Raw genomic sequence first — 24,368 nt, 5'->3', positions numbered from 1 at the left:
CCGCAGAGCAGTGCGAACGACGGCCTGGCCCCACCGGGTGTGCAAGCCGGCGGCCTGCCTTTCGTCAAGGGGCACGGCACCCAGAACGACTTCGTGGTCCTCGCCGACCCGGAGGCCGAGCTGTCCCTCGACGCCGAGATGGTCGCCGCGCTGTGCGACCGGCAGCGGGGGATCGGCGCCGACGGATTGCTGCGCGTCGCGCGGTCGGGTGCCCTGGTGGCCGCCGGTGTCCTCGACGCGCTGCCCGACGGGGTGTCCGCCGACGACTGGTTCATGGACTACCGCAACGGCGACGGCTCGGTCGCCGAGATGTGCGGCAACGGCGTCCGGGTGTTCGCGCACTTCGTACGCGCGTCGGGCCTGGTCGACACCGAGACGTTCCCCGTCGGTTCCCGCGCGGGCGCGCGAGGCGTCACCATCCACTCCTTCGACGCGGTACACGCCGAGGTCACCGTGGAGATGGGCGTGGCACGGCTGGACGGATCGTCGGTGGTCCGCATCGGCGACGACATCTACCCGGGCGCGATGGTCGACGTGGGCAATCCCCACCTGGCATGCGTCGTCGCGGACATGACCGCCGACGATCTCGCCGCCATCGACTTCGGGGCCGGGGTGACGATCGAGGCCGACGACTTCCCGCACGGCGCCAACGTCGAGCTCCTCACGCCTCCTGTCGACGGACCCGACGGCGGGCTGACCGCGCGCATGCGGGTCTTCGAGCGGGGTGTCGGGGAGACGCGCAGCTGTGGGACCGGCCTGGTCGCGGCCGCGCGCGCCGCGCTGGACGCCCGCGGAACGGACGCGGGGGAGCTGCGCATCGGTATCCCGGGCGGAGAGGTCACGGTGACGATCCGTCCCGACGGATCGACCCTGCGCGGGCCGTCGATGCTCGTCGCCGACGGGGTGCTCCGGCCCGGCTGGCAGCGCTGAGCTCGATATTCGCGTGCTCGCATCCTGGTGGACGTGAGACCATGGATCTCGTATGACCGAATCACGAGAAGACATCATGTCCGCAGCCGATCTCGGTGTCCGGGACACCGCAGGTCCCACCAGTGGGGACCCGAACGGCGTGGACCCCACCACCGGCGAACTCCAGCTCTCCGAGCGTGCATCTCTGCAACGCGTCGCGGGACTCTCCACCGAACTCACCGACGTCACCGAGGTCGAGTACCGGCAGCTCCGACTGGAACGCGTGGTCCTGGTCGGCGTGTGGACCGAGGGCAGCGCGGCTGCCGCCAAGGCCAACATGACCGAGCTGGCCGCGCTCGCCGAGACGGCCGGATCCCAGATCCTCGACGCGGTGATCCAGCGTCGCTCCAAACCGGATCCCGCCACCTACATCGGCAGCGGCAAGGCCGAGGAACTCCGCGAGATCGTCCTCGCGACCGGCGCCGACACCGTCGTCTGCGACGGTGAACTCACCCCCGCCCAGCTGAACGCGCTGGAGAAGGTGGTGAAGGTGAAGGTCATCGACCGCACCGCCCTGATCCTCGACATCTTCGCCCAGCACGCGACCTCGCGGGAGGGCAAGGCGCAGGTCTCCCTCGCGCAGATGGAGTACATGCTCCCGCGGCTCCGCGGTTGGGGTGAATCGATGTCCCGGCAGGCCGGTGGCCGGGCGGGCAGCAACGGCGGCGTGGGTCTTCGCGGTCCGGGTGAGACCAAGATCGAGACCGACCGTCGCCGGATCCGGGAGCGAATGGCCAAGCTGCGCCGCGAGATCCGCGGCATGAAGAAGGCGCGGACGACGAAACGCGCTGCGCGCAAGAGTGGTTCGATCCCGACGATCACCGTCGCCGGGTACACCAACGCCGGCAAGTCCAGTCTGGTCAACGCGATGACCGGTGCCGGGGTGCTCGTGCAGGACGCCTTGTTCGCGACCCTCGATCCCACCACCAGGCGTGCCACGCTCGACGACGGGCGCGCGGTCGTGTTCACCGACACCGTCGGGTTCGTCCGCCATCTGCCGACCCAGCTCGTCGAGGCATTCCGGTCCACGCTCGAGGAGGTCGTCGACGCCGACCTGTTGCTCCATGTCGTCGACGGCGCGGATGCCTTTCCGATGGAACAGATCTCGGCCGTCCGTCAGGTCATCAACGACATCGTCGCCGAGGAGGGCGTCACCGCGCCGCCAGAGCTGCTGGTGATCAACAAGATCGACGCCATCGACGGCAACCGCCTCACCGAGTTGCGCGGTGCGCTCGGTGCGGATGCGGTCTTCATCTCCGCCCGGACCGGCGAGGGACTGCCCGAACTGTTCGGACGTGTTCGCGAGTTCGTCGGTCGCGAGGACGTGGAGATGACCATCGAGGTGCCGTTCGACCGGGGCGACGTCGTCTCTCGTGTTCACAGCGAGGGTGAGGTCATCTCCTCGGAGCACACCGAGGCCGGCACGACGATGAAGGTCCGCGTCCCGGCCGCGTTCGCGGGCGAGATCGCGGACCTCCGGATCTGAGCGGGTTCGCTGCGTACGTACTAATCCGCGTCGAGATCCTTCTCGACGAGATCGACGATGGTGTCGAGCGCGGCCTGGTCGTCGGCTGTGACCACCACCCGGGTCCCCTTCTCGGCCCCCAGCGTCATGATCATCAGCGCCGATCCCGCGTCGACCGGATCGCCGCCCTCGAGACCCAGCGTCACGGGGCTGCCGATCTCGGCGACCGCCTCGGCGATGATCGTGGCGGGTCGGGCGTGCAGTCCGACGGCGGAGCCGACGGTGGCGGTGGTGCTGGGCATGGGAACTCCTTCGAGTGGGTGGGGGTGTCGGGTGGGGTCGGTCATCGTGCGATTCGGTGCCGGGGTCTGACCCGGATGTCGGGTGGTCGGGTGGTCGCGTCGTCGAGGCGTCAGGCGGCGACCGCCTCGAGTTCGTCGAACGCGACGGCGTCGCGACTGCGATGGACCTGCTTGGCCGCGATCACCAGGACGGCGGACAACACGGTACCGGCGACGAGTGCGACGAGGAAGAGCACCCAGTTGTTCATCGCGAAGAAGACGAAGATGCCGCCGTGCGGAGCACGGAGTTCGACGCCGAACGCCATGATCAGTGCACCGCTGAGCGCGCCGCCGGCCATCATCGAGGGGATGACGCGGAAGGGATCGACCGCCGCGAACGGGATGGCGCCCTCGGAGATGAACGACGCGCCGAGAAGCCATGCGGCCTTGCCGTTCTCGCGCTCCGGCTCGGTGAACGGGCCGGGGCGCAGGACGGTGGCGAGTGCGAGCGCCAGCGGCGGGACCATGCCGGCGCACATCACGGCCGCCATGATCTGGTACTGCGCGGTGCCTGCGGTCGCGGCGTCGGCGATCCCGGCGGTGGCGAACAGGTAGGCGGTCTTGTTGACCGGCCCGCCGAGATCGAAGCACATCATCAGACCGAGCACGATCCCGAGGGCGATGGCCGATCCGCCGGACATGCTCTCCAGGCCGCTGTTCATCTGCTCGGTCAGCCAGGCGAGCGGCTTGCCGAGCACCATGTAGAGCAACCCGCCGACGATCATGCTGCCGAACAACGGGATGACCACGACCGGCATGAGGCCGCGCGCCCACTGGGGCACCGGGGTCCGCGCGATCCACAGGCACACCACACCGGCGATGAGGCCGCCGATCAACGCGCCGATGAAGCTGGCGCCCACCGCGAGCGAGACGATGCCGGCCACGAAACCGGGTGCGATACCGGGTCGGTCGGCGATCGCGAACGAGATGTAGCCGGCGAGCACCGGGACCGCGAGTCCCATCACCCCCGAGCCGATCGCGAAGCTCACCGCACCCAGGTACTGCAGGAGTCCGCCGGACGGCAGGTCCCACAGACTGTTGTTCAGGGCGATGAAGGCGCCGTCGCTGAGGGTGCCGCCGTCGTCGAGGGTCGTGTTGGCGACCTCGTAACCGGCGAGGAGAAAGCCGAGTGCGATGAGCAGTCCGCCGGCGGCGACGAACGGGATCATGTAGCTGACACCGGTCATGAGGGCCTGGCGCGTGCGGCCCGCGAGGCCCACGCCCGACGTTGCGGTGTCGGCCGACTCGGCATCGGCCCCATCGCCGGTGACGCGCGTCGCGTTCGGGTTGCGCCCCGCGGCCACCGCCTCGGCGATCATCGCGTCGGGTTCGTTGATCGCCCGTTTCACCCCGGATGCGATGACGGGTTTGCCGCTGAACCGGTTGCGACCCTTCACCCCGACGTCGGTGGCGAAGATGACGGCATCGGCCGAGGCGATCACCTCCGGGTCGAAAGCGGTCGTGGCCGAGGACCCCTGGGTCTCCACCGCGAACTCGACACCGGCCCGCTCGGCCGCGTACTTGAGCGCATCGGCGGCCATGTAGGTGTGGGCGATCCCGGTGGGGCACGCGGTGATCGCCACGATGCGCGGCTTCGAGTCCGCGGTCTGGGCCGGATCGGTCGGGGCCGGGTCCTTCTGGGCCGGTGCGCTCTCGGACTTCGCGGTCGACACCGCTGCAGCTGCGGGCGCTGCGGCCGCCGGAGCGGCGGGGGCGGGGGGTGCGGGGTTGATGGCCTCGTCGACCAGTTCGATCACTCGCTCCTCGTTCTCCGCCGCGCGGAGCGAGGCCACGAAGTCGGGCCGGACGAGTGAGCGGGCCAGGGAGCTGAGGAGTTTCATGTGCGCGCTGGCGCCCCCCTCGGGGGCGGCGATGAGGAAGACCAGGTCGGCAGGCCCGTCCGGCGCGCCGAAGTCGACCTTCCGGGACAGCCGCGCCATGGCGAGACTGGCCGTGGTCACCGACGCGGTCCGGGCGTGCGGGATGGCGATGCCGCCGGGAAGCCCGGTGGCGGACTTGGCCTCCCGGTCCAGCGCGGCCCGCGCGAGATCGGCGGGATCGGTGGTCCGGCCGGCCGCGGCGAGCGCGTCGGCCAGCGTGGTGATGACGGCGGCGGGATCGCCGCCGGCGTCGACGTCGAGACTCACCGTCTGGGCGGTGATGATCTGCTCGGTCATGGGATGTCCTTCGGTGACAGGGGGTACGGGGTCAACGGGTGGTACTGGATGTGCGGTGCGGGTCCGTGAAGGTGGCGTCAGCTCATGCGGGCGGCTCCCGACAGTTCGGTCACCCGGACGCCGGGGAGGTCGAGATGGTCGGGAGTCGGGGCCTGGGTGCCCGCTAACGAGGCGGCCGCGGCGCCGTAGGCCACCGCCGACCGGAGGCAGTCCGCGGGCGAGGCCCCCGTGCTCTGGGCGATGAGGAAGCCGGCGAGCGAGGAGTCGCCGGCGCCGACGGTGCTGCGCGGCACGATCGGCGGGGGTGTCGCCGACCAGACGCCCGATGCGGTGACCAGGACGGCGCCGGCGGCTCCGAGTGTGGCCAGGACGTTGCCGCCGATCTGTTCCGCGATCGTGGTCGCGGCTTCGACCACGGGTTCGAGGTCGTTGCGCGACAAGGCTTCCCGCAGCGTGGCCGGGTCGGCGCCGGTCAGTTCGGCGAGTTCGTCCTCGTTGGGTTTGATCAGGTCGACGCGACCGGCAACGGTCGCCCGGAGCGGGGCGCCGGAGGTGTCCACCGCGACGCGGCACCCGGCCAGGACCAGGTCGTCGGCGATCGCGCGGTACCAGTTGTCGGGTACGCCGGGCGGGAGGGAGCCGCAGAGGGTGACCCACTGGGCGGAGTCGGCGTGCGCCCGGATGAGTTCGACGAGCGCATCGCGATCCCGCGCGGTCAGCGCGACACCCGGAGCGTTGATCTTGGTGGTCGTGCCGTCCGACTCGGCGATCGTGATGTTGGAGCGGACCTCGCCGTCGACGGGCACCGCGTCGTAGGGGAGTCCGAGTTCGTCGAGTGCGGTACACAGCGGGTCGCCCGTCCGCGCGGGGAGCAGGGCTCGGGTGGACAGGCCGGCGGCCGCGACGACGCGGGCCACGTTGACGCCCTTGCCGCCGGGTTCGGTGCGGACCGTACCGGCGCGCTGCACCTCGCCGCGTGCCAGCGGTGCGCCGAGCTCGAGGGTGCGGTCGAGGCTGGGGTTCGCGGTGACGGTGACGATCATGCGATCACGACCTCGACGCCGCGCGCGGACAGTGCCGCCGAGAAGGCCGGGTCTATCCCGGAGTCGGTGATGAGGACGTCGACGTCGTCGATCCCGGCGAAGGAGGAGAGGTCTTCGCGATCCATCTTCGAGCTGTCGGCGAGGACCACGACGCGTTGCGCGGCCGCGACCATCGCCGCTTTCACCGCCGCCTCGTCGGGATCGGGAGTCGACAGCCCATGGGACTCGCTCAGACCGTTGGTGCCGAGGAACGCGGTGGTGACCCGCAGGCGGCGGAGCGCGTCCACCGTCTCGACGCCCACCGTGGCCTGGGTGAGACCACGGACGCGTCCGCCGAGCGCATGGAGCCCGTCGGGGTGGGTGCCGGCCAGCAGGCCGGCGATGGGCAGGCTGTTGGTGAACAGGGTGAGCCTCCGATCGGGCGCGGTCGCCTCGGCGGCGCGGTAGGTCGTGGTGCCGGCGTCGAAGAGCACGGAACCGCCGTCCGGCGGCAGGAAACGGATCGCCGCCCGGCCGATCGCCGTCTTCTGTTCGATCTGGCTCGACTCGCGCTCGTCGATGCCGAGCTCGCCCAGGGCGCGCATGACCTCGGCGCGCACGGCACCGCCGTGGACCCGCTGCAGATGTCCGGCACGCTCCAGGACGGCGAGGTCTCGACGGACGGTCTCGCTCGTGACGTCGAACTTCTCGGCGAGCGCAGCCACCGACGCCCGTCCGGCGACGCGCACCTCGTCGACGATCGCCTGTTGTCTCTCCTCGGCGTACACACCGCTCCGATCTCCGGTTCCGACCACCCCGCTTGTTGAGGCGTGTGGGATTGCATGTTGTAGTAATTGTGTTTACGCCTGTTTGTGTTGACAAGTCAAGCACTTTTTGTAACGGTGGTCACATCGGTAGTCGAGTGAGAGGCAAGACGATGGCGCAGATCCTGACAGGGACCCCGGTGGTCGGCGGACTGGCCCACGGTCCCGCGCTGTGGCCGGGCGAGCGACCCGATCACTCGCCGGAGAAGCTCGGCGTCGGCGTGGAGATCCCCGAGGAGCGTCGTGCCGACGAGGTGACACGCTTCGCCACGGCGGCCGGCGCCGTCGCCTCGCGACTGCGTACGCGCGCCTCCCAGAACACCGGGGTGACCGCGGAGGTGCTCGCGGCGACCGCGGGACTCGCCGAGGACCGGGGGTGGATCGGGGCCGCGAGCGCGCTCATCACCAAGGGCGCCACGGCCGAGGCCGCTGCCGTCGCCGCGACCGATCAGTTCGCGGCGGTGTTCACCAAACTCGGCGGGTTGATGGCCGAGCGGGTCACCGATCTGAACGATGTGCGCGACCGCGTGCTCGCCGAACTGCTCGGTCTACCCGAACCGGGCGTGCCGACACCGCAGGTGCCCTCGGTGCTGCTCGCCGACGACCTCGCACCCGCCGACACCGCCGGTCTCGACCCGACGACCACGATCGCGCTCGTCACCCGGCTGGGTGGGCCGACCAGCCACACCGCGATCATCGCCCGGCAACTGGGGATCCCGTGTGTGGTGGCCGTGGCCGATCTCGCCGAGATCGGACCCGGCACAACGGTTCTCGTCGATGGGACGACCGGCCGGGTCGAGGTGGAGCCGGACGCGGAGACGGCGCGGGCGCGAGTCGAGGAGGATCGTCGGCACGCCGAGCTCGTCGCCGGGTGGACGGGTCCGGGGCAGACCGCCGACGGCATCGCCGTCTCGGTGCTCGCCAATGTCGCCGACGGATCGTCGGCGCGGGCCGCCGCCGGGCACCCGGTCGAGGGCGTCGGACTCTTCCGCACCGAACTCGCCTTCCTCGAACGCGCCGACGAACCATCGGTCGACGAGCAGGCGGCGATCTACCGCGAGGTACTCGATGCCTTCGACGGCCAGAAGGTGGTGATCCGTACCCTCGACGCCGGCTCGGACAAGCCCTTGAGGTTCGTGACCCACCCAGACGAATCCAATCCCGCGCTCGGTGTCCGTGGGGATCGAATCGCCCTGGCGCATCCCGAGATCCGAGCCCACCAGCTCGACGCGATCGCGCACGCCGCGTCGGGTTCCGACGTCGCGCCGTGGGTCATGGCGCCGATGATCGCCTCGCCGTCCGAGGCGCGCGCCTTCGCCGCGGAGGTCCGCGGCCGGGGCCTGGTCGCCGGGGTCATGATCGAGGTGCCCGCGGCCGCCATCCTGGCCGAGGCCGTGCTCGCCGAGGTGGACTTCGTGTCGATCGGCACCAACGATCTGACGCAGTACACGATGGCGGCCGATCGGATGTCGGCCGATCTCGCCGGATTGACCGATCCGTGGCAGCCTGCGGTGCTCAGCCTGATCGCGGGTGTCGCCGCAGCGGGTGTCCGCCAGGGCAAGCCGGTCGGGGTGTGCGGTGAGGCGGCTGCCGATCCGAATCTCGCCTGCGTGCTCGTCGGTCTCGGGGTGACCTCGCTGTCCAGCGCGCCGACCGCGGCCGCCGCGGTGGGGGCTCGGCTCGGCGAGGTGACCGCCCAGGACTGCCGCGCCGCCGCCGACGCCGCGCTGGCCACGTCCGACCCCGCCGCGGCGCGAGAAGCTGCCGCGGCGGTGCTCGACCGTTCGGTCGGGGGAGAGGTCAGACTCGCCGCATCACGGTGACGACCTTGCCGAGGATCACGGCGTCGTTGCCCGGGATGGGATCGAACAGCTCGTTGTGCGGCATCAGCCACACATTGGCGCCCTGACGCTTGAAGGTCTTCACGGTGGCCTCGCCGTCGATCATCGCTGCGACGATGTCGCCGTTGTCGGCGACGTTCTGCTGCCGCACGACGACCCAGTCGCCGTCGCAGATGGCGGCGTCGATCATCGACTCGCCCACGACGCGCAGCAAGAAGAGCGAGCCCTCGCCGACCAGCTCGCGAGGAAGCGGGAACACGTCCTCGACCGCCTCCTCGGCCAGGATCGGGCCACCGGCCGCGATCCGGCCGAGGACCGGCACGAAGGTCGGCTCGGGCAGCCGGCCGGCCGACGGGGTCTCCGGCGACGGCGATTCGCTCGGCGCGATGTTGACCGCACGCGGCCGGTTCGCATCCCTCTTGAGCAGACCCTTGCGCTCGAGGGTCCGTAGCTGGTGGGCGACCGACGATGTCGAGGCCAGGCCGACCTCGTCGCCGATCTCGCGGATGCTCGGCGGGTAACCGCGCTCGCGTACCGAGCGGCGGATGACTTCCAGGACCCCGAGCTGGCGCGGGGTGAGTGAGGCCTCGGCGGCGGCGACGTCGATAGGGGCCTCGTCGTCGGCTCCCCGCGCTCGGCCGCGCCTATCGCCGGTGTCACTCATGTTCGGTTCCTCTCGTTTTCGGAACGTGCTGGTAGATGGCCCGTGGGGATGTTCAGCCGCGTCCGAGCCTAGCGGAGTGCGACCTGCACCTCAAACATTTGTTCGATGTGTCGCGAGACTTTGTCGGTGCGCCGTGCTACAAATTCGAACATCAGTGCATCGAACATCTGATCGAAGTTCGAACACCGAACGCCAGACACCCGAACACCCGAAGATCCCGCACCGAACACCCGGAGGGCACCATGCGCACCGCCACTCTCGTCGCTCCCGTCCGTACCGAGCGTCCCGACACCATCCGGGCGCGCACCGACCGCGCCGACCGTATCCGGACCCGGACCCCGCTGTCCGACGGTTCTCGGCCCGTCGACAACCGGCCGGCAGGCAACCGTCCGGTGGGCGGGTCGCCACTGACGCCACGCGTCGGCGGCACGCACTGCGGCTCCCCGGTGGGTGCCCGGGGCCGCGGGCCGGTCGGTCCGGATGCAGCGGTGTTCCGTCGCCGTCGCCGCACCGCCGTCGCGGTCCTCGCCGGCGTCGGCCTCGCGTTCGTCGTGTGGGTGTTCGGTGTCGTCGGTCAGAACTATTCGGACTCGATGACGCCCGCCGCGGTGAGCGCAGAGGTCGTCCACGTGCGCGCCGGGGATTCCCTCAGCACGATCGCCGGCCGGGTGGCGCCCGAGATGCCCCGCGACATCGTGATCGACGAGATCGTCGCGATGAACGATCTGCCGTCGAGTGCGCTGCAGGTGGGTCAGCCCCTGCTCACCCCCCGGTACCGCTGAGGCCGGGCGGTATCCTCGATGTCACAGGGGCCGGCCGAGAAGCGGCCGGGCGCACGGTTTCGGTGCGTTCCAGCGTCCCGCGACCTGCGTGAGGACACGATGCGCTGCCCCTTCTGCAAGAACGACGACACCAAGGTCATCGACTCGCGTGTCGCAGATGAAGGGCAGGCCATCCGACGGCGTCGCTCGTGTGTGGAGTGCGGGCGCCGATTCTCCACGGTGGAGAGCGCCGTGCTCGCCGTGGTCAAACGCAACGGGGTCACCGAGCCGTTCAGTCGCGAGAAGGTCATGCGCGGTGTGCGTCGTGCCTGTCAGGGCCGGCACGTCGCCGAGGACGCACTCGCGCAACTCGCCCAGCAGGTCGAGGACACGGTGCGCGCGAGCGGATCGGCCGAGATCCCCAGCAACGAAGTCGGTCTCGCGATCCTGGGTCCGCTGCGTGATCTCGACGAGGTGGCGTACCTGCGGTTCGCGTCGGTGTACCGGTCGTTCGACTCGGTGGACGACTTCCAGCGCGAGATCGACGATCTGAAGTCGTCGGCGTCCGGTGGCGGACGTGTCGAGACCGCCACCACCGATCCCGTCTCAGCCGAGTCGGTCCAGAGCTCGTAGGACGCGCTTCTCCGACACGGGGAACGCGGTACCGAGACGCTCGGCGAACAACCCGACCCGTAGTTCCTCGACGAGCCACTGCGCCTCGTCGTCGACGATCGCCCGTCGGTGCTCAGGGACCTGTTCGAGCCGTTGGGCCCACCGCTCGACGACGCGATCGACGACCGCGACGCCGGCCTTGTCGCGCGCGGCGGACGCGGGCAGCGCCTCGAGACGTGCCCGCGCACCGTCGAGGTACCGCGGCAGGTTCTCCAGATGCCGCCGTGCGGTGGCTGCCACGAAGCCGTCGAACACGAGATGGTCGATCTGCTCGGCGACGTCGTCGGCAGCCAGCGATCCGGCGTGCCGGTCGATCGCCGCGCGGACCGGCGCCAGCCGTTCGAGCGCCGCGACGGCGAGCGAGAAATAGTCCGGGGCGGCCTCGGCGACGCGCGGCCTGATCCGCTCGAGGAAGGCCGAAAAGGACTGTGGCGAGCGGACTGCCGCCAGCTCGGCGTCGGCGACACCGATGGTCGCGTCCCGGATGGCCCGTCGAGTGCAGTCGGCGAGCAGTGCCTCGATGTCCGCATAGGGACTCAGGCTCAGGGCGAGTCGTTCGGCCGGATCGAGTGAGCCGGCGAGGCGTTTGGACAGCGGGGGAATCGCCAGTTCGAGCAGGGCGACGAGCCCGCGACGACGGAGACGCTCGCGGGCGTCGGGGGAGGACGCGTCCACGACGATCACGCCACGCGGGCGGCCCTTGTCATCGGCGACCACGTCGATCGTCGGGTACCGGGTCAGCCGCTGCCCGGCGACGTCGACCGTCGTCTGTTCGGGGAGCGTGCCGATCCCGTCGGCGGTCCAGGCCCGGTACAGCGTGCGTGACACCGTTCGCGGCGCCGCGGGCACACCCTTCTGCTGGAGCTCGGACAACGAGTCCGCGCGGGCGATGATCCGTCCGGCATCGTCGGCGACCGCGAAGTGCATCCGGAGGTGAGCCGGCACTCGTTCGACGTCGAAATCAGCTGCAGTGACCCTCATCCCGGTGATCGCCGACAGCTCGCGCGCCAGTCCGGCGGCCAGCGGCTCCTTGCGGGGGGTGAGTCGGCCGAGGGCGAGGTCGGCGAATCGTTGCGCGGGGGACATGCTCTTGCGGAGTTGCTTCGGCAGGGACTTGACCAGTGCGGTGGCCAGTTCGGCGCGCATGCCGGGGACCGACCAGTCGAATCCGGCCGGACGCACATGGGGGAGCAAAGCCTGCGGGATCACGACCGTGACCCCGTCGTCGGTCGCGCCGGGTTCGAAGCGGTAACGCAGTTCGAGTCGGGTGTCGCCCTGCTGCCAGGCGCCAGGGTAGTCCGTCGGCGCGACATCGGTGCCGCCGGTGACGTCCTCGGGACGCAGATCCAGCAGATCCGGTTCGGCCCGGCGGGCCTTCTTCCACCATGAGTCGAAGTGCCGCGCGGAGGTGACGTCGGCCGGTAGCCGCTGGTCGTAGAACTCGAAGAGCTGGTCCTCGGTGATCACCAGACCCCGGGTGCGCGTGCGGTTCTCGACGTCCGAGGCGGCGTCGAGGAGTGTGCGGTTGCGCTCGAAGAAGGCGTGCTGCGTACGCCAGTCGCCCTCGACGAGAGCGTGCCGGATGAACAGCTCCCGCGAGACCACCGGGTCGATGGGGCCGTAGTCGACGCGCCGCCGGGCGACGAGGGGGACGCCGTAGAGGGTGACCCGCTCGTAGGCCATCGCGGCCCCGCGTCTGGCGGACCAATGCGGCTCGCTGTGGGTGCGCTTCACGAGATCCCCGGCGAGTTTCTCGGCCCACAGCGGATCGATCCCGGCGACGGTGTGGGCGAAGAGTCGGGACGTCTCGAGGATTTCGGCCGCCATGATGAAGGCGGGTGGCTTCTTGGCGAGCGGAGAGGCGGGGAAGATCAGCAGTGTGGTGTTGCGCGCACCGGTGAACTCGCGGCCCTCGGTGTTGCGGGCGGCGATGTTGCTCAGCAGACCCGACAGGATGGCCCGGTGGACGGCGTCGGCGTCGAGTTCGGTGGGCGCGACCGACCAGTCGAGGTCCTTGACGATCTCGGTCAGCTGTCGATGGAGGTCCTGCCACTCCCGGATGCGAAGGAAGTGTAGGTACTCCCGCTCGCACATGCGCCGAAAGCGGCTGCCGGACAACTCCTTGCGCTGTTCGCCGAGGTATCGCCACAGCTCCACGTAGGACAGGAAGTCCGACTGTGGGACGATGAAGCGCCGGTGTTGGGCGTCGGCGGCCTCCCGGTGCTCGGCCGGCCGTTCCCGAGGATCGGGGAGCGACATCGCGGCGGCGATGACGAGAAGGTGGTCGAGACAGCCGAGCTCGTGTCCGGCGATGAGCATTCGGGCGACCCGCGGATCGACCGGAATCCGCGACATCGACCGGCCGGTCGGGGTGAGCCGAGGCGGGCCGCCCTCGCGTGGGACGGTGATGGCGCCGAGTTCGGTGAGAACGCCCATACCGTCGCGGATCGCGCGGTCGTCGGGCGGCTGGACGAACGGGAAGTCGGCGATCTCGCCGAGCTTGAGGGAGGTCATCTGCAGGATGACGGCGGCCAGGTTGGTGCGCAGGATCTCGGGGTCGGTGAACGCCGGCCGGGATTCGAAGTCGTTCTCGCTGTAGAGGCGGATGCAGACACCCGGCGCGACGCGACCGCATCGGCCTGCGCGCTGGCGGGCGCTGGCCTGGGAGACCGGCTCGATGGGCAGGCGATTGACCTTGGTCCGGGTGGAATACCGGCTGATCCGGGCGGTGCCGGTGTCGATGACATACCGGATGCCGGGCACGGTGACCGAGGTCTCGGCGACGTTGGTCGCCAGCACGATCCGGCGTCCGTCGGACGGGGAGAAGACCTTCTGCTGTTCGGCGATCGACAGCCGCGCGTAGAGCGGCACGATCTCGGCGCCGGGCCCCTTGCCGCCACCGGTGCGGCGGCGCAACGCGTCCGCGGTCTCCCGGATGTCGCGTTCGGTCGGCAGGAACACCAGGATGTCGCCGCGGCCACCGGCCCACAGTTCGTCGACGGCGGCGTCGATGCCCTGGATCTGGTCGAGGTCGGCATGCTCGCCGCCGCCGGCATCGTCGCCGTCGTCGGGGCGCTCCTGCAGGCTCAGCGGCCGGTAACGGATCTCGACCGGATAGGTGCGACCCGACACCTCGATGACCGGGACCGATGTCGTCGGCGTACTGAAATGCCGTGCGAACCGGGCCGGTTCGATCGTCGCGGAGGTGATGATGACCTTGAGATCGGGTCGTCGCGGCAGCAACCGGCGTAGGTATCCGAGGATGAAATCGATGTTGAGGCTGCGCTCGTGCGCCTCGTCGATGATGAGGGTGTCGTAGCGGCGCAGCATCGGGTCAGTGGCGATCTCGCGCAGCAGGATGCCGTCGGTCATGACCCGGACGAGGGTGTCGGCGCCAGAGCGGTCGGTGAACCGGACCGAGTAGCCGACCGCCTCGCCGAGTTCGGTGTCGGTCTCGTCGGCGATGCGTTTGGCGACCGAGCTCGCGGCGATCCGCCGGGGCTGGGTGTGCCCGATCGACCCGCGGATGCCCCGGCCGAGTTCGAGGCAGATCTTCGGGAGCTGCGTGGTCTTGCCCGAACCGGTCTCACCCGCGATGACCACGACCTGGTGGTCCCGGATCGCCTCGGCGATCTCCTCCCGTGCCGCCGAGACGGGGAGTTCGTCCGGGAAGCGCAGGATGGGGACGCTCGCGCGCCGCCGGTCGAGTCGTGCACGTGCCTTGTCGACGTCGGTGACGAGCTGCTCCCACTTCGCGTCATCCGGACGCGCCGTGAGGCGGTCGATGCGACGCCGCAGCCGGTCGGCGTCGACGAGGCCCACGTCGTCGAGTGCGCGGAGCAGGTCCGGGCGCGACACACCCGGTGAGCCTGCAGACGGGGCACTTCCCGGCGACGGGGAAGGTGAGGAAGACGGGTCCGGCATGATCCCTCCAGGATATGGGTCGGTGCGCGCGGGACTTCACCCCAGTGGCCGTGCAGGGTGCGCGGACCGGCATCATTGGGGCCATGGCTGATGGTTCGAGTACCGGAATTCCGGGGTCGCTGTGGCACGGTTTCGCCGACATGGGTGCGGTGACCGCGAGCGGTCCGTTCGTCGTCACCCGGGGCGAGGGTGCGCGCATCTTCGATCGCGACGGCAAGTCCTATCTCGATGCGACCGCGGGTCTCTGGTTCACCAATGTGGGCCATGGTCGTACCGAGATCGCCGACGCCGTCGCCCGGCAGCTCGGCTCCATCGCGCACTATTCGAACTTCGGTGACATCGCGAGCGACACGACCCTGCAACTGGCCGAGGAACTCGGTGCGATCGCGCCGGTGCCCGGGTCGAAGATCTTCTTCACCTCCGGCGGCAGCGACTCGATCGACACCGCTGTCAAGCTCGCCCGTCGCTACTGGGTGGAGCAGGGACGCGAGTCCAAGCGGGTCGTCGTCAGCCGCACCAAGGCCTACCACGGCATGCACGCCGCGGGCACCTCGCTGGCCGGCATCCCGCTGAACCACGACGGGTACGGCGAACTCATGCACGACGTCCAGAACGTCGAGTGGGACGACGCCAAGAGCCTGCTCGGCCTGATCGAACGGGTGGGCGCCGACAACATCGCCGCGTTCTTCTGCGAGCCGATCATCGGTGCCGGCGGCATCTACCTGCCGCCGGAGGGTTACCTCGCCGAGGTGCGGAGCATCTGCCGCGACCACGACATCCTCTTCGTCGTCGACGAGGTCGTCACCGGCTTCGGTCGCATCGGCGGCGAATCCTGGTTCGCCTCGGCACGATTCGGCCTCGAACCCGACATGATCACCACCGCCAAGGGCCTCACGTCCGGCTATGTCCCGATGGGCGCGGTGTTCATCGCCCCCTGGATCGCCGAGCCGTTCTTCGCCGGTGGCGTCTGGTGGCGGCATGGCTACACCTACGGCGGGCACGCGGGTGCGGCGGCGGCCGCCCTGGCCAACCTGGACATCATCCGGCGCGAGAACCTCCTCGCCGAGGCGACGCGTCTGGAGGGTGACCTCGCCGCGGCGCTGTCACCGCTCACCGATCTCGATGCGGTCGCCGAGGTCCGGACCGGTCTGGGTGCGGTCACCGCGGTCCAGCTCGCCGACGCCGCCACCGCTCCGGCCGCGGTTCGCGCGCTGCGCGAGCACGGCGTCAGCACGCGCGCGGCGGGTCAAGGGGCGCTGCAGATCTCGCCCGCCTTCGTGATGACGACCGCCGAGGTCGGCGAACTCGCCGACCGGATGCGCGCGGCCCTGAGCTGACCCCGGCCGAGATCGAGCGCGACAAGGGCCCGGCTGCTCGAGCAGCCGGGGCCCTTGTTCGTCGCGCTGCGGCGGATCAGGCGTTGGCGAGCACCTCGGTGGTGGCGATCGCCTGGGCGACGCCGCTGACGATCGAGGCGACCTTGAGCGCCTCGAGGATCGCCTCACGGTCGACGCCGGCCTCGCGCAGGGTGTTCTCGTGTGCGGCGACGCAGTGGCCGCAGCCGTTGATCGAGGACACCGCGAACGACCACAGCTCGAAGGCGGCCTTGTCGACACCTGGGTTGCCGATGATGTTCATCCGCAGGCCGGGACGCAGGTCGTCGTACTTGCCGTCGAGGAAGCCGCGACCCCGGTAGAACACGTTGTTCATACCCATGATCGACGCGGCGCCGAGTGCGGCGTTGTAGGCCTCGGCGGACAGCGTGTCGGCGGCCTCGTCGGCGATCTCGCTCAGCACCTTGGCATTACGGCTCGCCGCTGCGGTCGACAGCAGGGTCCCCCACAACTGCTCCTCGCTCAGCGCGGTGGTCCGGCTGATCGATCCGAGGTTGAGTTTGAGGTCCTTGGCGTACTCGGGGAGTGCGTTCTTCAGATTCTCGATGCTCATCTGTTCTCCTCTCAGACGCCGGCCGTCATGAGCTCGCCGGCGTCGATGGTCGGATCGCCCTTCTTCCAGTTGCATGCGCACAGCTCGTCGGACTGCAGCGCGTCGAGGACCCGCAGGACCTCGTCGACGTTGCGGCCCACCGAGCCGGCGGTGACCGACACGAACTGGATCTCGTTGTTCGGATCGATGATGAAGGTGGCGCGGTCGGCGACTCCGTCGGCATTGAGAACGCCTGCAGCGGTGGCCAGTTCACGCTTGAGGTCGCTCAGCATCGGGAACGGGAGGGTCTTGAGGTCCTCGTGCTGTGCGCGCCACTGGAAGTGGACGAACTCGTTGTCCACCGACGCGCCGAGGACCTGGGTGTCGCGGTCGGCGAACTCGTCGTTCAGCTTGCCGAACGCGGCGATCTCGGTGGGGCAGACGAAGGTGAAGTCCTTCGGCCAGAAGAACACGATGCGCCACTGACCGGGGTGATCGTCGGACGACACGGTGGTGAAGTAGTCGTCGGGCTGCTGGGCATTGACCTTGCTGAGGTCGCCACCGATGACGGCGGTGAGGTTGTAGGCGGGGAACTGGTCACCGATGGTGAGCAGGGCCATGTGTCGCTCCTTCAGCTGGTGAATGTACGGAAACTTGCGCGCGAAAGAGTTTCGCGACGTACGAGTACCATCGTGCCGGATTCTGGCCGAAAGCGAAACGTGATGATTAGCACTACACTGATAGGCATGCCCGATAGAACTTATCAGCCCACCGTCGCCGGTCTGCGCGCCTTCGTCGCTCTCGCTCATCGCCGTCACTTCGGAACTGCCGCAGCCGATCTCGGTGTCAGTCAGCCGTCACTGTCGCAGGCGCTGTCCGCGCTGGAGTCCGGGCTCGGGGTGACCCTCGTCGAACGCACCACGCGGCGTGTCCAGTTGACGGCCGACGGGGTCGAACTCCTGCCGCGGGCGATCGCGGCGACGGAGGCCGTCGACGAGTTCACCTCGGCGGCCGCGGGCGCCGGACAACCGCTACGCGGGGTGCTGCGGCTGGGGGTCATCCCGACGGTGGCACCCTACGTCCTGCCGACGCTGCTGCGCGGGCTCGGCGAGCGGCTTCCGGATCTCGTGCCCCGGGTGGTGGAGGAACAGACCGCGCGACTGGTCGAGCAGTTGCGCACCGGCACGTTGGACGTGGCGTTGCTCGCCCTCCCCGTCGAGGTGCCCGGCATCGTCGAAGTCCCCATCTACCGTGAGGATTTCGTTCTCGCGCTCCCGTCCGGACATGCCCTCGCCGGACGTCGCCGTGTCGACCCCACCGCCCTGGCGGACCTGCCGTTGCTCCTCCTCGACGAGGGGCACTGTCTGCGCGACCAGGCCCTGGAGGTGTGCCGGCTCGCCGGCGTGCGGCCCGATCTCGGACAGACCCGGGCCGCCTCGCTGACCACGGCGGTCCACTGCGTCGTCGGCGGTCTCGGTGTGACGCTCATCCCTCAGACGGCGGTGGCGTCGGAGACGGCGTCGGGCGACCTGGCCACCGCGACGTTCGCGACCCCGCGTCCGGGCCGTCGGATCGGCCTGGTCTTCCGGGCCTCCGCACGCCACGACGAGGCCTACCGCGAACTCGCTTCCGTCATCGGTGATCTCGTCGGCGCGACCGGGGCCGTGACCCCGCTCTAGACCGGCTCGCCCGTCGAGGCGAGTGACTCGGCGGCGGCCGCCTGCGCGGCCAGGGCCTCCCACTCGTCGACGAGACTCGAGTCGACCTCGCGGACCATGGTGCCCAGATCCTCGACGATCCGCTCGATCTCGGGTGTCACCACGCTCGTCGGAACACCCTGGCGCAGAACTCGATAACAGTCCGACAGGTAGCGCAGCAACACGCCTTCGCTGCGGGCGAGGCCGTAGGCGGAGATCAGCTCGGTGAAGGTCATGGCCTTCTCCAGCATCTCGCGCAGGACCGCCTTCGGCGCCGGCGGGAACGACGACACCCAGGGATGGCCGCGACGATAGATGTCGAAGGCGGCGAAGATCTCCTCGGCCAGCGGCTGCGGCCAGGTGATCTCCTCCAGTCGGGTCATGCGCTCCTCGTACTCGATGCCGTCGGCCTTCATCTCGGCGATCGCGGCGTCGCGGGCCACCTTACGCTGGGCGAGCAGCAGCGGGCGGGGATTCTCCAGCGTCGATTCGAGGACGGAGACCACATCGAGTGCGTACGTGGACGATTCGGGGTCGAGGATCTCGAAGGTCGCCAGCGCGAAGGCGGACAGCGGATTGGTCAATGCGAAGTTCGCCGGCATGTCCACGCTCAGCGCGATGTGCCGTCCGGTGTCGTCGGGTTCGTCGAGCTGCACGACGATGCCGGCATCTCGCAACCCGCGGTAGAGCTCGATCGTGTGCTTGATGGTGCGCAACTGCCGGTCGCGGGGTTCGTGGTTGTCCTCGAGGAGGTGGCGCACCGCGGCGAAGCAGTCGCCCGGTCGGCCGAGCACCTCGAGCAGCATGGCCGTCGTCATCTGGAAGTGGCTGCGCAGCGGCTCGTCGGGGGCGTCGACGAGCTGGGTGAACGTCTTCTCACCCCACGACACGAAGCCCTCGGGGGGCTTCTTGCGCACCAGCTTTCGCAGTTTCTTGGGATCGTCGCCGGCCTTGGCCACCGCGCGGGCGTTCTCCACGTCGTGATCGGGGGCCTGGGCGACGACGTAGCCGATCGTGTCGAACCCGGCACGCCCGGCGCGGCCGGCGATCTGATGGAACTCGCGCGCCCGCAGGCGCCGGACCCGGCGCCCGTCGTACTTGCTCAACGCCGCGAACAGCACCGTACGGATGGGCACGTTGATCCCGACGCCGAGCGTGTCGGTCCCGGCGATGACCTTCAGCAGACCCTGCTGGGCGAGGCGCTCCACCAGGCGCCGGTACCGCGGGAGCATCCCGGCGTGATGCACACCGATCCCGGCGCGCAGGAGTTTGGACAGGGTGTTGCCGAAGCCGGTGGAGAACCGGAAGTCCCCGATCGCTTCCGCGATGGCGGCCTTCTCGGCCTTGTCGCAGATGCGGACGCTCAGCAGTGCCTGTGCGCGCTCGACCGCGGCGGCCTGGGTGAAGTGCACCACGTAGATGGGCGCCCGGCCGCGGTCGACCAGTTCCTCGATCGTCTCGTGGACCGGCGTCATCGCGTAGGTGTGTTCGAGGGGGACGGGCCGCTGCGCACCGGTGACCTCGACGGTCTCGCGTCCGGTGCGGCGGGTCAGATCGTCGACGAAGAACGAGACGTCGCCAAGCGTCGCCGACATCAGCAGGAACTGCGTCGACGGCAGTTCGATGAGCGGCACCTGCCATGCCCAGCCGCGGTCCGGTTCGCCGTAATAGTGGAACTCGTCGGCGACCAGGGTGCCGATGTCGCTCTCACCGCCCGCGGCCAGCGCGAGATTGGCGACGATCTCGGCGGTCGCGCACACGATCGGCGCGTCGGCGTTGACCGCGGCGTCACCGGTCAGCAGACCGACCTGGTCCGCGCCGAACATCGCGCACAGCTCGAAGAACTTCTCGCTGACGAGCGCCTTGATCGGGGCGGTGTAGAACGCGCGCTCGCCGCGGCAGCGCGCGAAATACAGCGCACCCGCCGCGACGAGTGATTTACCCGAGCCCGTCGGCGTCGCCAGGATCACGTGGCTGCCGGCGAGGAGTTCGAGGAGTGATTCCTCCTGATGGGGGTAGAGGTCGAGACCACGCCCCGTCCACCAGTCGGTGTACCGCTGCAGGGCGGCGTCCTCGTCGTCGGTCGGGACCAGGACGTGGGGTCCGGGAATCGATGCGGTCTCGGGGATCAGATCGGTGATCGTGGACCCTCGTCCCCGGGGTCCGCCTCACCGTTGCCGGTCTGCTCGGCCAGGAACCGCTCGAGTTCGGCTCCGAGTTCGTCGCCGCTGGGCAGGGATTCCTCGGCGGCGAGCAGCGAGGCCCGCTCCTGGGCGGCCTGGGTGAACGTGTCGTACTGGGTCTCCAGCGCGGCCACCACCGACTCGATCTCGCTGTTGCCCTCGACCTCGGTGTCGACCTGTGCGCGCACCTTCTCCGCGGCGCTGTCCAGAGCGGCGAGGGGGAGGTCGAGGCCGGCGAGTTCGGCGACCGCCGCCAGCAACCGTGCCGAGGCCGCCGGATAGTTGGTCTGCGCGAGGTAGTGCGGGACGTGTACGGACAGCCCCGAGGCGCGGTAGTCGTGCTCACCCATGCGGAGTTCGAGAAGCATCGACGCGCTGGCGGGCAGCTTCATCGCCGATCCCCACCGGGGCAGGTCGCCCAGGGCGTCGGGATCGCTGCCGTGCGCGGTGATCGACGGCGGGCGGGTGTGCGGCACGGCCATCGGGATCGCGTTCAGGCCGATGACGTCGGTGACGCCGAGGCCGTCGCTGAGGCGACGGACCGCGTCGACGAACTGTTCCCACCGGAGGTCCGGCTCGGAACCGGCGAGGAGGAGAAACCCCTTGCCGGAGTTGTCGCGGATGGCGTGCAGCGCCAGCGACGGCATCTCCACGTCGGTGAAGGTCTCGCCGCTGAACGAGATGGTCGGCCGGCGCGAGCGGTAGTCCATCAGTTCGTCGGACGAGAAGGTCGCGACCAACTCCGACTCGAGGCTGTCGCGCAGATGCGCCGCCGCCAGGGCGACCGCATGCCCGGCATCGGCGAACCCTTCGAGTGCGTGGATCAGTACCGGACCCGTGCCGTCGGGCCGGGTCACCTGCGGAGCGGGAAAGGCGAGTTCATACAGCGCGTCGTCGCGCGCGGGCTGCTCGTCCACGTCGTCCCTCCTTCTGCTGGCAGCTGTCCATCGAGACAGCTGAACGTCCATTGTCCCGCACCGGGGTGCTGAGAGTCATCTGGGTGCAACCACCTCGGCACGCGGGTGATTCCCGGCCTGGTGCGCGCGGTGTGTCGGAGGGCGTGCGGGGCGTGCGGCGGTGGCACAGTAGACCGTTGTGACCGAGCCGCGTGTGCCCCGACCGTGTCTGCCTTTCCCGGGCCGGACCCGTGTGCCGGCCGCCTGCCTGGTGGCCGCCGCGGTCCTGCTCTCCGCGTGCTCGGTGGCCGGGGAACCGGCGCCGTCCGGCCCGGACCTCTCCGCGCGATCGGTGTCGGCCGCAGACTTCCCGGGTGGCGCGGCGAGCGAGATCCCGGCGTCCGCGGTCGCGAACGCGCTGGCCGACGTGACCGGCGCACCGATGCCCGGACAGACCGGCACCGAGGTGTCGCCGCCGGACTGCGCGCCGGCCACCGTCGCCGCCGACGGCGCGGTCGCCTACCTGGGGCCCGGCCCGGGGGAGCGGTCCACCCTGACCACGGTCGTGGCCGGCGTCGACACGACTCTCGACGACGTGGTCGACCTGGCGCAGCGGTGCGGGCAGACCACGACGACGACGTTCGGTGCGTCGTCGACGGTCACCACCGAGGTCCTACCTCCGCCACCGGCGCTCGACGGGGTCGACACGGCCACCATCCGTCGCACGATCGTGACCGGCGGCGGCGTCCCCACGACGACGAGTGCCCTCACCCTGCTCGGCGAGCGCGACGGGGTCCGGGTCTACACCGAATACCGTTGGCCCGCAGCCGGTCCGGTGGCGCCGGAGGCGGCCGCCGCGCTCGACGCACTGTTCGTCAAGGCGAACGCGGCCGCATTCGGCTGATTCCCCACCGCCCCTGTGGATGACTCGACCCGAGTTGTCCACAGGACGAGTTCCCCGGCGTTCGCGCGGCCGCCTGCGGGTGACGCTGCGTCCATGCAGATGTTCGAATCACGTCCGTCGGGGCCACACGACCCGTCTACGCTGCTCACCTCGATCCCCGCACGTCTCGGATTCGTCCCGGAGCGATCGATCATCGTGATCGCCTTCGCCGCCGACCGGACCGTGAACGCGACCATGCGACACGACCTCGCCCTCGAGGACGACGGCAGCCCCAGCCGGGAGTTGGTCACCGTCCTCGGCGGGCTCGGAGAGATCACCTCCACCTATGGCGTCGAGGAGATCGTGGTCGTCATCGCCGACGACCGGCATCCCGTCGACGACCACCGCCACCGCCGGATCATGGCGATGAGCGACCGGTACTTCGGTGAGGTAGGCGGCGTCGCGGCGGGATTCGCGCTGGCGACCTTCGACGCAGGCGCCGAGTGGACCACCATCTGGTGTCCCGAGGACCGAGCATGGTCGGTCGAGGTGTCTGCCGACGCGGTCGGGCGCATCGACGACCCGCACACGAGTCCGACGGCGATCGCCGAAGCCGTGCGCTCGGGCCGACGAATCCTCGGACGGCGCTCGGAGATGAGGTCGATGCTCGAACCGCTGGACGGCGAGTGCGGTCCGGGTCGCCCCCGGCCGGAGTGCCATCTGTGCCGCGGCCACGACCTGGACCGGACCGATCTCGACCGGTTCGATCCCGACACCGACGACGTCGAGGTCTCGGCGCTGGCGCTCGACCTGGTGATCAGCGCGATGATCGGAGCGGACCGGGCGCTGGACTGCGACGAACTGGACCTGCTCGAACGGGCGATCCTCCGCCCCGACGTCCGCGACGCCGCGCTCGCCCTGGCCGTCACCGAACTGCGGGGAGCTGCCGAACGCCTGTGGCGAGAACTCACCAGACGACTCGCCGGACGCGGACGCGGACGCGCAACCGCCGCAACACTTCTCGCGCACCTGCACTACATCGGCGGGGACGGGGCCTATGCCGGTGTCGCGCTCGACGTCGCGCTCGCGTGCACAGAACCCGGACCGCTGGCCACGCTGCTGGACTCGGCCCTACGGGCAGGCGTACGCCCGGCCAGGCTGTGGGGCACGATCGACAAGTCCTACGACGCGGCGAAACGTCTCGGCGTCGTCATCCCGGCGGCGACGTTGCGCACCGCCGGGTGACCGGACCCTGTTGGGTCAGACCTTCGCTGGGTCAGACCTTCGCTGGGTCAGACCTTCTCGACGACCTTCTCGACGAACAGCGAGTGCGCCATGTCGGGCGAGAGCTCGAGACCGTCGTGACCGGGCGTGTCGATGGTGATGGTGCCCGCGGTGTTCGAGACCGTCACGCGGGCGTTGGGGACCACACCCGCCTCCCGGAGCGCGCCGATGAGTTCGGTGTCGGACTGCGCGTGCTCCGACAGACGACGGACGATGACCGGCACCGTCTCGCCCGGCGGGAGGTCGGCGAGACGGGTGGCACCGTCGTCGGAACTCGGCACCTCCACGCCCAGCAGCTCCAGGCCCGGGATGGGGTTGCCGTACGGCGACGTCGTCGGGTACTCCAGGACCGCGAGCAGGCGACGTTCGACGTTCTCGCTCATCACGTGCTCCCAGCGGCAGGCCTCCTCGTGGACCTGATCCCAGGGCATCCCGATGACATCGACCAGCAGACGCTCGGCTAGACGATGCTTGCGCATCACCGCGACGGCGAGCGAGCGGCCGCGGTCGGTCAGTTCGAGGTGTCGGTCGCCGGCAACGCGGAGCAAACCGTCGCGCTCCATCCGGGCAACGGTCTGCGACACGGTGGGACCGGATTGGTCCAGACGCTCGGCGATACGTGCCCGCAGCGGCACGATGCCCTCTTCTTCGAGATCGTAGATCGTTCGCAAGTACATCTCGGTGGTGTCAACCAGGTCGTTCACTGTGCGCAATCCCTTTCGTCCCCGCCAAGATTACCCTCTTTGCGAGCGGTGACCGCGATCTCACCGCGGCCGGGTGGTCCGCGACGAGGATGGTGCGGTGCCCGCTCGTGTCCGACGCGACATCCGTGGCCGCTG

At 69.9% G+C, this 24,368-nt stretch carries 20 protein-coding genes; 9 read left to right on the top strand and 11 right to left on the bottom strand.

The genetic code is table 11. The features are described 5' to 3' along the window. Positions 1-39 precede the first annotated feature (39 nt). Positions 40-930, top strand: a complete 891-nt coding sequence (gene dapF, locus AB4Z55_RS16505) for a diaminopimelate epimerase (protein ID WP_369521028.1) — start codon at positions 40-42, stop codon at positions 928-930. Between the two features lie 52 nt (positions 931-982). Next, entirely contained in the window at positions 983-2,455 is a 1,473-nt protein-coding gene (gene hflX / locus AB4Z55_RS16500; protein WP_369520104.1) for a GTPase HflX, read from the top strand. 20 nt (positions 2,456-2,475) lie between these two features. On the opposite strand, the gene AB4Z55_RS16495 is transcribed toward hflX, so the two are convergent. From AB4Z55_RS16495 to AB4Z55_RS16480, 4 genes are all read right to left on the bottom strand, one after another. Continuing rightward, complete coding sequence (locus tag AB4Z55_RS16495) at positions 2,476-2,736, bottom strand: HPr family phosphocarrier protein (RefSeq protein ID WP_369520103.1); 261 nt, start codon at positions 2,734-2,736, stop codon at positions 2,476-2,478. 110 nt (positions 2,737-2,846) lie between these two features. Then, a complete protein-coding gene (locus tag AB4Z55_RS16490) occupies positions 2,847-4,952 on the bottom strand; it encodes a fructose-specific PTS transporter subunit EIIC (protein ID WP_369520102.1) in 2,106 nt (701 codons plus the stop codon). A gap of 77 nt (positions 4,953-5,029) precedes the next feature. After that, positions 5,030-5,995 carry a 1-phosphofructokinase gene (gene pfkB, locus AB4Z55_RS16485; RefSeq protein WP_354559648.1) on the bottom strand — a complete coding sequence of 322 codons (966 nt, stop codon included), beginning with the start codon at positions 5,993-5,995 and terminating at the stop codon, positions 5,030-5,032. Then, positions 5,992-6,762: a DeoR/GlpR family DNA-binding transcription regulator gene (locus AB4Z55_RS16480; RefSeq protein WP_010840857.1), complete on the bottom strand. Its 771-nt coding sequence runs from the start codon at positions 6,760-6,762 to the stop codon at positions 5,992-5,994. Before AB4Z55_RS16480 ends, pfkB begins: the two co-directional genes overlap by 4 nt. Before the next feature lie 149 nt (positions 6,763-6,911). Between AB4Z55_RS16480 and AB4Z55_RS16475 the strand changes: the two genes are divergently transcribed. Continuing rightward, entirely contained in the window at positions 6,912-8,621 is a 1,710-nt protein-coding gene (locus AB4Z55_RS16475; RefSeq protein ID WP_369520101.1) for a phosphoenolpyruvate--protein phosphotransferase, read from the top strand. Here the strand turns inward: AB4Z55_RS16475 and lexA are convergent. Next, positions 8,599-9,303, bottom strand: a complete 705-nt coding sequence (lexA, locus tag AB4Z55_RS16470) for a transcriptional repressor LexA (RefSeq protein WP_004019393.1) — start codon at positions 9,301-9,303, stop codon at positions 8,599-8,601. The two genes, AB4Z55_RS16475 and lexA, sit on opposite strands and share 23 nt — an antisense overlap. 242 nt (positions 9,304-9,545) lie before the next feature. On the opposite strand from lexA, the gene AB4Z55_RS16465 reads away from it, so the two are divergent. After that, positions 9,546-10,085, top strand: coding sequence for a LysM peptidoglycan-binding domain-containing protein (locus AB4Z55_RS16465; protein ID WP_369520100.1), 540 nt, complete (start codon positions 9,546-9,548; stop codon positions 10,083-10,085). A gap of 99 nt (positions 10,086-10,184) precedes the next feature. Next, complete coding sequence (gene nrdR, locus AB4Z55_RS16460; protein WP_369520099.1) at positions 10,185-10,697, top strand: transcriptional regulator NrdR; 513 nt, start codon at positions 10,185-10,187, stop codon at positions 10,695-10,697. On the opposite strand, the gene hrpA is transcribed toward nrdR, so the two are convergent. After that, a complete protein-coding gene (gene hrpA, locus AB4Z55_RS16455) occupies positions 10,671-14,660 on the bottom strand; it encodes an ATP-dependent RNA helicase HrpA (protein WP_369520098.1) in 3,990 nt (1,329 codons plus the stop codon). The two genes, nrdR and hrpA, sit on opposite strands and share 27 nt — an antisense overlap. 83 nt (positions 14,661-14,743) lie before the next feature. On the opposite strand from hrpA, the gene AB4Z55_RS16450 reads away from it, so the two are divergent. Continuing rightward, on the top strand, positions 14,744-15,997 hold the full coding sequence (locus AB4Z55_RS16450; protein ID WP_033203550.1) for an aspartate aminotransferase family protein: 1,254 nt from the start codon (positions 14,744-14,746) through the stop codon (positions 15,995-15,997). Positions 15,998-16,073: 76 nt separating this feature from the next. On the opposite strand, the gene AB4Z55_RS16445 is transcribed toward AB4Z55_RS16450, so the two are convergent. Beyond that, positions 16,074-16,607, bottom strand: coding sequence for an alkyl hydroperoxide reductase (locus AB4Z55_RS16445; RefSeq protein WP_004019398.1), 534 nt, complete (start codon positions 16,605-16,607; stop codon positions 16,074-16,076). Between the two features lie 11 nt (positions 16,608-16,618). Next, positions 16,619-17,206, bottom strand: a complete 588-nt coding sequence (locus AB4Z55_RS16440) for a peroxiredoxin (RefSeq protein WP_004019399.1) — start codon at positions 17,204-17,206, stop codon at positions 16,619-16,621. Positions 17,207-17,332: 126 nt separating this feature from the next. Here AB4Z55_RS16440 and AB4Z55_RS16435 point away from each other — a divergent pair, with 126 nt between their 5' ends. After that, complete coding sequence (locus tag AB4Z55_RS16435; protein WP_239403463.1) at positions 17,333-18,265, top strand: hydrogen peroxide-inducible genes activator; 933 nt, start codon at positions 17,333-17,335, stop codon at positions 18,263-18,265. Here the strand turns inward: AB4Z55_RS16435 and AB4Z55_RS16430 are convergent. Together AB4Z55_RS16430 and AB4Z55_RS16425 are read right to left on the bottom strand one after the other, a co-directional pair. Beyond that, on the bottom strand, positions 18,262-20,394 hold the full coding sequence (locus AB4Z55_RS16430) for an RNA helicase (RefSeq protein WP_033203449.1): 2,133 nt from the start codon (positions 20,392-20,394) through the stop codon (positions 18,262-18,264). The two genes, AB4Z55_RS16435 and AB4Z55_RS16430, sit on opposite strands and share 4 nt — an antisense overlap. Positions 20,395-20,411: 17 nt before the next feature. Further along, positions 20,412-21,383: a proteasome assembly chaperone family protein gene (locus AB4Z55_RS16425; protein WP_004019402.1), complete on the bottom strand. Its 972-nt coding sequence runs from the start codon at positions 21,381-21,383 to the stop codon at positions 20,412-20,414. 178 nt (positions 21,384-21,561) lie between these two features. Between AB4Z55_RS16425 and AB4Z55_RS16420 the strand changes: the two genes are divergently transcribed. Together AB4Z55_RS16420 and AB4Z55_RS16415 are read left to right on the top strand one after the other, a co-directional pair. Beyond that, entirely contained in the window at positions 21,562-22,266 is a 705-nt protein-coding gene (locus tag AB4Z55_RS16420; protein ID WP_239403464.1) for a hypothetical protein, read from the top strand. Positions 22,267-22,359: 93 nt separating this feature from the next. After that, a complete protein-coding gene (locus tag AB4Z55_RS16415) occupies positions 22,360-23,490 on the top strand; it encodes a DUF4192 domain-containing protein (RefSeq protein ID WP_369520097.1) in 1,131 nt (376 codons plus the stop codon). Between the two features lie 47 nt (positions 23,491-23,537). Here AB4Z55_RS16415 and AB4Z55_RS16410 read toward each other — a convergent pair whose 3' ends face one another. Continuing rightward, positions 23,538-24,233, bottom strand: a complete 696-nt coding sequence (locus tag AB4Z55_RS16410) for a metal-dependent transcriptional regulator (protein WP_004018860.1) — start codon at positions 24,231-24,233, stop codon at positions 23,538-23,540. Positions 24,234-24,368 lie beyond the last annotated feature (135 nt).

It is taken from the genome of Gordonia sp. ABKF26, from assembly GCF_041103195.1.
Taxonomy (GTDB): domain Bacteria; phylum Actinomycetota; class Actinomycetes; order Mycobacteriales; family Mycobacteriaceae; genus Gordonia; species Gordonia terrae.
The sequence above is the reverse complement of the archived record's forward strand: the minus strand, read 5'-3'. Positions and strand labels throughout refer to the sequence as shown.

What these genes read in the sequence shown, in the direction of transcription:
- hflX (WP_369520104.1), top strand. Translation starts at nt 983, where the DNA reads ATGACCGAATCACGAGAAGACATCATGTCCGCAGCCGATCTCGGTGTC.
- AB4Z55_RS16495 (WP_369520103.1), bottom strand. Translation starts at nt 2,736, where the DNA reads ATGCCCAGCACCACCGCCACCGTCGGCTCCGCCGTCGGACTGCACGCC.
- AB4Z55_RS16490 (WP_369520102.1), bottom strand. Translation starts at nt 4,952, where the DNA reads ATGACCGAGCAGATCATCACCGCCCAGACGGTGAGTCTCGACGTCGAC.
- pfkB (WP_354559648.1), bottom strand. Translation starts at nt 5,995, where the DNA reads ATGATCGTCACCGTCACCGCGAACCCCAGCCTCGACCGCACCCTCGAG.
- AB4Z55_RS16475 (WP_369520101.1), top strand. Translation starts at nt 6,912, where the DNA reads ATGGCGCAGATCCTGACAGGGACCCCGGTGGTCGGCGGACTGGCCCAC.
- lexA (WP_004019393.1), bottom strand. Translation starts at nt 9,303, where the DNA reads ATGAGTGACACCGGCGATAGGCGCGGCCGAGCGCGGGGAGCCGACGAC.
- AB4Z55_RS16465 (WP_369520100.1), top strand. Translation starts at nt 9,546, where the DNA reads ATGCGCACCGCCACTCTCGTCGCTCCCGTCCGTACCGAGCGTCCCGAC.
- nrdR (WP_369520099.1), top strand. Translation starts at nt 10,185, where the DNA reads ATGCGCTGCCCCTTCTGCAAGAACGACGACACCAAGGTCATCGACTCG.
- hrpA (WP_369520098.1), bottom strand. Translation starts at nt 14,660, where the DNA reads ATGCCGGACCCGTCTTCCTCACCTTCCCCGTCGCCGGGAAGTGCCCCG.
- AB4Z55_RS16450 (WP_033203550.1), top strand. Translation starts at nt 14,744, where the DNA reads ATGGCTGATGGTTCGAGTACCGGAATTCCGGGGTCGCTGTGGCACGGT.
- AB4Z55_RS16445 (WP_004019398.1), bottom strand. Translation starts at nt 16,607, where the DNA reads ATGAGCATCGAGAATCTGAAGAACGCACTCCCCGAGTACGCCAAGGAC.
- AB4Z55_RS16440 (WP_004019399.1), bottom strand. Translation starts at nt 17,206, where the DNA reads ATGGCCCTGCTCACCATCGGTGACCAGTTCCCCGCCTACAACCTCACC.
- AB4Z55_RS16435 (WP_239403463.1), top strand. Translation starts at nt 17,333, where the DNA reads ATGCCCGATAGAACTTATCAGCCCACCGTCGCCGGTCTGCGCGCCTTC.
- AB4Z55_RS16415 (WP_369520097.1), top strand. Translation starts at nt 22,360, where the DNA reads ATGCAGATGTTCGAATCACGTCCGTCGGGGCCACACGACCCGTCTACG.